Origin of the sequence: uncultured Azohydromonas sp. (assembly GCF_937926365.1) — a bacterium.
GTDB lineage: Bacteria > Pseudomonadota > Gammaproteobacteria > Burkholderiales > Burkholderiaceae_C > Azohydromonas.
In genome coordinates this window covers 1-6,295 of record NZ_CALAOH010000055.1, presented here as the reverse complement: position 1 = coordinate 6,295, position 6,295 = coordinate 1, and the positions used below count along the sequence as shown (strand labels likewise).

Here is a 6,295-nt window from a genome sequence, read left to right as displayed (position 1 = left end):
ACGTGTGCCTGGGCGCGTCGCTGACGCAGCTGGAGACGCAGACGGTGCTGGGAACGCTGCTCAGGAAGCGGCCGAACCTGGCGCTGCGTGGACGTGGCAGCCGGACGCAGAGCCCGCTGTACCGGGGATTCCTCAGTCTGCCGGTAGGGGGGTGAGGCCGGAAGGCGCGGTGCCGTGGAGCCTGCGCCAGGGCGACCTCACCCTGAAACCGCCCGTCCTCACACATGCCCACGGACTCAACGCGGTCCACCTGATGAGCAGGCCGGACAAGCGTCGGCCGCCCACCATCCGCTCATCAGGTTGTCCGGCTTGGACCGCGCCCTGACCTGCGCGCTGGCCTCCCAGGCATCACGCCGTACACCGAGGCCGGCATAGACGCCGTAGCCATTTCCGGCCCTGATGTCCCCGCCGGCCTGCAGGCTCTCGCCGGCCGAGATGGCGCCCGCGGCAACCAGGCAGCCACCGCTGCGGATTCCCCAGTTGGCGTGCAGGTGCCCGTGACATCGCAGATCGGCACCGGTTTCAATGCCGTTTTCCGATTTGATGTCTCCCAGGCCCGTCAGGTGCCCGCCAATCCTGATGCTCTTTTCGCAATGAATGGCGCCATTCACGAGCATGTCGCCTCCAATATGGATATTTCCGCCGACCTGTAAATTCTCCTCGCAGAAAAGATCCCAAGCGGCACGCAGGTGGTCATGGCAGACAATGCGGCCGCGGGCTGTAATTCCCCATCCGGCCCTGATGGCTTCACCGGCTTTCACGTGGCCCTCGCACCAGATCGGTCCGCCAGCCTGTATATCCTCGCCCGCCTCGACAAGTGTGCCGGCACGGATGCCGCCACCAGTCCTTATCGAACGGCCGGCTCGAACGATGGAACTGGCTTCGATGCTCCCGCGCACGTCCAGCGTGCCAGCAAAGACGACGGCATCCGCTTCCACCTGATCCACACACAGTATGGCGTCCGTCGGCCCAAACTGTTCGAGCAGCCACAAGGCATCGTTGACCCGTCCTTCGGCAACGAGCGCGTCCAGCAGTGGCTGGTAATCGCTGCCGTCCTGATGGTGGCGCAAGAACCAGCGGAAACCATCGGCGCAGGGGCGTTTGCTCTTGATGAAGTCTTTGGTGAGATCCATGGCAATACCGTTCTGAAAATTCAATGGGGCGGTCCGCGGCGCGGCCAGCGGACCACCAGCTTCGTGGCTTCAGCACTCGCTTGCGTCGCAAACGTCGGGCTGCGCTCGCGACAGGTAGCCATAAGGCAGTTGCAGGAAGTCGCAGTGCACTTCCCTGGCGAGGCGGTGAGACAAGTCCCATGAAACGAAGCTGCTCAGGACGGATGGTTTGCTGCTTTCGATGATGAGCAGATCCGATTCACTGGCCTGGGTTTGAATCAGTATTCCCCTGACAGGATCCTCAGTCCCCGCGAAATACCTGATCCGGTTTCGCCGTGTACTCAATACGTCCTTCACCTGAAGCAATTGCGCGTGATGCCGACGCCTTCCCTGCCTGCAGTAGCGCTCGATCTTGTCGTCCTGGTATTCAAGGGTTCCGTCGCTTCCACGCTGCACCGGTCCCCAGGCACAAAATACCTCAAGCATGGAATCGATTTCAAAATCGCAAGCGTAGCGTAGAAGCCTTCTCGATTTCGAAGAGTAATCAGCCACGACGGTCGTTCTTGCGTAGGGTTTCAGGAAAACGTTTTTCACCACCAAGGTGGGGCAACAGCTGTGACGGATCAGGCGCTCAGGATTGAGGGCCTGCGTCCTGCCCCCGGCGTGGCGTTCGTCAAACCCGGCGAATACCAGCAGATCGACGCCGAGGGTTTTTTCGATCACGTTGTTCAACGTCCTGGCCTCATAAAACATGGCACAGACTTCAATGCCATGCCGGGTAGCGAGTTGGCGCCCGCGCTCGGACAAGCGAGCCAGGCGTTCCGACAGCCGCGGGTGAGGCGATTCGCTCATATACATCAGCTGCAGGGTTGCGCCCTGGTCGGCGGCAATCATTGCCGCCCGGTCGATGGCAAATTCAGCCCCGATGGAAAAGTCGGTCAGGGCCAATATGGACTTGATATCCATGGGAAATCCCTCCAATACGCGACGCAATTCGCACTTGCGAACGCCTGGACAGCGCGGAGCCGCGGCAAGCTGCCGCAGGCGCGAGACGGCAACTCAGTGGCAGTCGGCACCCATGGGCGCGGCGCTGCGGCGAAACCAGTTCTTCTCGTCGTGAGCCGCCTGGGTACCGAAATGCGCGGACGGTCGCTGCGCCGAGGGTCCATCAGTCCTCTGCGGCAATGCCGAGCGTGGAATGGCAAGAACGTCGCAACGGGCCTTGGCCACCACCTGGCGGGCCACGCTGCCCATCAGCGAGCTGCCGGTCACGGCCTGTCCTTGCCCTTCCTTGCCCAGGACGATCAGGTCGGCAGCAACCGCCTTCTGCCGCTCCAGGCACAGAACCAAGGGGTCGCCGTGGCCGACCGAGGACTGGACGCCCTGGCTGCCCGCGCGGGACACCATCGCGGCCAGCCGCCGCAGGCACTTCTCGCGGGAGCTCTCGACGTACCGGAGGATGGCGTCAGCGGGCACATGGGCCGCGCGCATCTTCGTTTCCCGGTGCGTGCTCAACGCGTGGAATACATCCACCGATGCATCCGGCACCATGCCCAGCGCCAGGCGCAAGGACGCGTCACCGCAGGCGCTGAAGTCGGTTGGCACCAACACCTGCGTATATGCCGCCGTGGTGGGCGCCTTGACCACGAGGACCGGCTGTCGTGCCAGCTGCAGCAGCTGCTGCATCCGCCTGCCGAACACGCCATCGTGGAAGGGGTTGCGGGTCTTGGCACCGATGACCAGCAAGTCGGCCTGGAGCGCCAGCTGGAACACGTGTTCAAGCGCGTTGCCCACCCGCACCGCCACGGTGACATGGATGTCGTGATCCCGTGCCACCTCGGCCGCGAGGCGCCCCAGCGTGAGCTGAGCCCGGGTGACCAGGGAGTCGGCCTTGACCGCCGCCGCGAACAATCCGTACGGCAGCGTGAGCCGGGTGGGCTCCAGGACCTGCAGCAGTATCAGCCGGGCCTGGAAATGGGCAGCAAGAAGGCTCGCGCGGCGCACAGCGTTGTGGGCGGCAGGGGACGAGTCAACAGCAACCAGAATCGAGCGGAACATCGACACACTCCGAGCGTGACAGCCGGCAGCGCTTGCAGCCGGCATGCGTAAGCCACCAGAGCGCGCAGCGCTGACCGACCGCGGGCAGGTTGCGCGGGCTCTGGATCGTTGGCTGGTTGAGCGTGCATGCAGTGCACGCCGGGCACTACAAGGTGTAGTTGCCGCTGGCCTCGGGCTGGAAGTGGATCGCCATCACGCGCGCCGCATGCTCCTGGCCATCGGGCGCCCGCCAGCGCGCGACCGCGCCCAGGCGCAACCCGAGCAGGCTGGCGCCGACCGGCGACAGCACCGATACGACGCCTTCGCCAGGCCGAGCATCGCTGGGATAGCCCAGCGTGAGCGTGTACCGCTCGGAGGTGCGCAGGTCTTGCACATCGACCTTTGAGCGCATCGTCACGACGTCGGCCGGGACGTCGCGCGACGGCACCAGGTCGGCGTTGTCAAGAATGTCTTCAAAAGTGGCCGCGATGCGCGGATCCAGCTGCCGCCGGTCGTGCGGCACGAGCTCCTGCAGCCGGGTGTGGTCGAGAACCGTGAGCGTACGCTGCTCGTACGTGGAGACTTCCATGGGACTTCCTGTCGCAAAACCGACGCTGCGTCTGCCATCAGGCACACGCACGTCACAGCGCGGGGACTGTGGCCCGGCGATCGATGGTTTGCGCGAAGAAGGGGAAGTGGGGATCGCCGGGCTTAGAGATGTGCGGCCGGCTCTAGGAGTCGCGCCGCCGTCCAGGCGAAGCTTGCAGGCATGCCCCAGCGAGCGGCCGTGAAGGTCGCTCGTTCAGCCGTGGCCGGCTGCATGGGGTTGCGGGCGCGAAGGATCATTGGTTCATCGTAATGCAATTGCACCGCGTGTCAAGCCGAAAAACCCTCCTGGATGCAAATGCAACCAAAATCAAGCCTCGCACGGACGGGCCAACTCGGTTGCGGGAACATCCGAAGCCGTCAAGGCGGCGGCCTTGACGGCGGCTTGGCGCTGGCTCGGCACTTACGGAGCAGCTCGTGCTGCGCGGCCTGCCCGAGACAGGCCGCACCCGGGAAGCGCTACAGGGGCGACAGCGGTTTCACGCGCTGTAGTCGCCGCTCGCCTCGGGCTGGAACAGCAGCGCCAGCACCCTGGCCTGGACCTCCCGCCCGGCAGGCGGCCACCAGCGAACCAGCGCTCCCACGCGCTGGCCGAGCAGCGCACTGCCAAGCGGCGACAGCACCGAGATGAATCCGGGCTTCGCATCCTCGGGATAACACAAGGTCACCACCATGGTCCCGTGACCGGAAACCCATTGCAGAAGGACCTGGGAGTTCATCGTCACCACGTCGCGAGGCACGCGGCGGCTCGGCACGATCATGGCGGTATCGAGCACGTCCGATAGCGGCGGATAGGGCGCGGAGTCCGGCTCGGTGTGGCGTATCCAGCGTTGCACGCGGATATGGTCGAGCTCGGTCAGGACGCGGTCGGTCTCGTGGACGAGAGCATGGTGGCTCATTCGGCTTCCTTGATGCAGTCAACGGGCGCGTGCTCGTGGGCCCGGCGGTCAAGGAATGCGCAAACTGGAAAAAGGCCGACCGCCGGGCCTACGGATGCCGGGCCGTGCGGCCCGGCACGCGCGCTCGTCGCGTGCGCACAGCAGTGGTCAGCGGGATGTACATGCCCATAAGGATAGCCCTTGCCTGCCTTGTTTTGTCCAAACCAGGGACCAGGGACAACCCTGAACGCCTTTTGCGGCCGCATGCCGAGCACGCGGCGCAGGACGTCCCGGGCCGCGAACGCCAAGAGGCACCCGTTTCTTGCGCAACCGATGCCATGCCAGCATCGGAATGCCGCGGTAGCTACTTGGAACGGTCAACTTCCAGCCATGGTGAGCCGAGCCTGACCCTACTCCCAGCTTTGCCGATATGAGAATGTCGGCAGTCGCCAGCCGAACCCGATGGCGAGCAGGCGAAGGGACAAGCCGGCGGCGAAGCTGATGGCCGTGTTCCAGGTCGCTGGCACACCCAGCGTGCTCATGCCAAGGAACAGGATGCAGACGGCGAGCGAGACGACCGCATAGAGCTCGCGCCGGAACACCACGGGGACTTGAGTGCACAACACGTCGCGAATGACCCCGCCGCAGATGCCGGTGATCATGCCGGCCATGATCACCACGGGGGCGGGATAGCTCATCTGCATGGCCACGTTGCAGCCGATCAGCGAAAAGGCGACAAGGCCCATGGCATCGAGCACGAGGAAGACGCGCTTCAAATGATGCATGTAGGGTGCCACCACCGTGGTGAGCAGCCCGGCGCAGACGACCAGGTAGACGTATTCGGGGTGCTGCGTCCAGCCCACGGGAAAGTTTCCAAGGAGCAGGTCGCGGACGGTGCCCCCGCCCAGTGCCGTGACGAAGGCAACGACGGCAACGCCGAAAACGTCCATGTGGCGGCGCCCGGCGGCAAGGGCCCCAGACATCGCCTCCGCGGCAATGGCGACTATGTAGATGAAAGTGAGCAAGACGTGGGACAGACAAAGGCAAGGCTCGACTTGGTCCGAGCCTTGAAGCGCCTCTCCCTCTGTCCTTTTACCTGAGAGTTTGAACCGTCGTGGACGGCCTGCCCCTTCGGTGGGCCGATGCCTCGCAAGAAGCGCTGCGACCTCTCTCCAGTTGGCGGAATGCTTCTGCGGTTTGGTGTACCTGAGCGATTATGGGAGCTTGCGCCTTCGGCGGAGGCTGGGCCTCTCTCTCCCGCAGAACGGCGCCGATTATCAGTGCAGTGAACAACTTCCGTCAACCAGCGGCTCTTTCATGAAGAAGTCGTCCGCTCCTGGGTTTCGAGTGGACAGGCTGTCCGAGATCGAGGACAAAGGCCATGGTCGACGAAGTGTGCCGGCGCATCGACCATGGCGTCACGATGTCGTTGCCGTGGTTCTTGAATGTGGGCGCCGGCGCCCTTTTCCACCACCACCGGGATTTCCAAGCCCGCGGCGACGGCAAGCCGTCCGAGGCGAATGGCGGCGTCCAGCCCGGCGGGGCCGGCGCCGACAGTCGATCTACAGCATGGCGGTCATCACTCCTTGGCGCCCAGCACGCCGCGGCGGATCTGGTCCCGCTCCATCGACTCGAACAGCGCCTTGAAGTTGCCTTCGCCGA

The 6,295-nt window shown here is 64.5% G+C and carries 7 protein-coding genes and 1 riboswitch; of the genes, 1 reads left to right on the top strand and 6 read right to left on the bottom strand.

Annotated features, from left to right (window positions below):
- Window positions 1–236: 236 nt before the first annotated feature.
- The 6 genes from Q0741_RS05965 to Q0741_RS05940 all read right to left on the bottom strand — a co-directional run bounded on the left by Q0741_RS05965 (window position 237) and on the right by Q0741_RS05940 (window position 5,658).
- The gene (locus Q0741_RS05965) at window positions 237–1,133 is read right to left on the bottom strand and encodes a hypothetical protein (protein ID WP_298232282.1); all 897 of its coding nucleotides are present in this window, start codon (window positions 1,131–1,133) and stop codon (window positions 237–239) included.
- A 69-nt stretch (window positions 1,134–1,202) separates the two neighbouring features.
- The gene (locus tag Q0741_RS05960) at window positions 1,203–2,078 is read right to left on the bottom strand and encodes a universal stress protein (RefSeq protein WP_298232281.1); all 876 of its coding nucleotides are present in this window, start codon (window positions 2,076–2,078) and stop codon (window positions 1,203–1,205) included.
- 93 nt (window positions 2,079–2,171) lie between these two features.
- On the bottom strand, window positions 2,172–3,170 hold the full coding sequence (locus tag Q0741_RS05955) for a universal stress protein (RefSeq protein WP_298232280.1): 999 nt from the start codon (window positions 3,168–3,170) through the stop codon (window positions 2,172–2,174).
- Between the two features lie 145 nt (window positions 3,171–3,315).
- Window positions 3,316–3,738, bottom strand: coding sequence for a nucleoside diphosphate kinase regulator (gene rnk / locus Q0741_RS05950; RefSeq protein ID WP_298232279.1), 423 nt, complete (start codon window positions 3,736–3,738; stop codon window positions 3,316–3,318).
- A gap of 496 nt (window positions 3,739–4,234) precedes the next feature.
- Entirely contained in the window at window positions 4,235–4,654 is a 420-nt protein-coding gene (locus Q0741_RS05945; protein ID WP_298232278.1) for a GreA/GreB family elongation factor, read from the bottom strand.
- Between the two features lie 389 nt (window positions 4,655–5,043).
- Window positions 5,044–5,658, bottom strand: coding sequence for a trimeric intracellular cation channel family protein (locus Q0741_RS05940; RefSeq protein WP_298232277.1), 615 nt, complete (start codon window positions 5,656–5,658; stop codon window positions 5,044–5,046).
- 158 nt (window positions 5,659–5,816) lie between these two features.
- Window positions 5,817–5,903: riboswitch (glycine riboswitch) on the bottom strand.
- A gap of 111 nt (window positions 5,904–6,014) precedes the next feature.
- Here Q0741_RS05940 and Q0741_RS05935 point away from each other — a divergent pair.
- Window positions 6,015–6,295: hypothetical protein (locus Q0741_RS05935; RefSeq protein ID WP_298232276.1), on the top strand; the 281-nt coding region annotated here is incomplete at its 3' end.

Coding starts and splice junctions, on each gene's coding strand:
- rnk (WP_298232279.1), bottom strand. CDS start 3,738: ATGGAAGTCTCCACGTACGAGCAGCGTACGCTCACGGTTCTCGACCAC.
- Q0741_RS05960 (WP_298232281.1), bottom strand. CDS start 2,078: ATGGATATCAAGTCCATATTGGCCCTGACCGACTTTTCCATCGGGGCT.
- Q0741_RS05955 (WP_298232280.1), bottom strand. CDS start 3,170: ATGTTCCGCTCGATTCTGGTTGCTGTTGACTCGTCCCCTGCCGCCCAC.
- Q0741_RS05965 (WP_298232282.1), bottom strand. CDS start 1,133: ATGGATCTCACCAAAGACTTCATCAAGAGCAAACGCCCCTGCGCCGAT.
- Q0741_RS05945 (WP_298232278.1), bottom strand. CDS start 4,654: ATGAGCCACCATGCTCTCGTCCACGAGACCGACCGCGTCCTGACCGAG.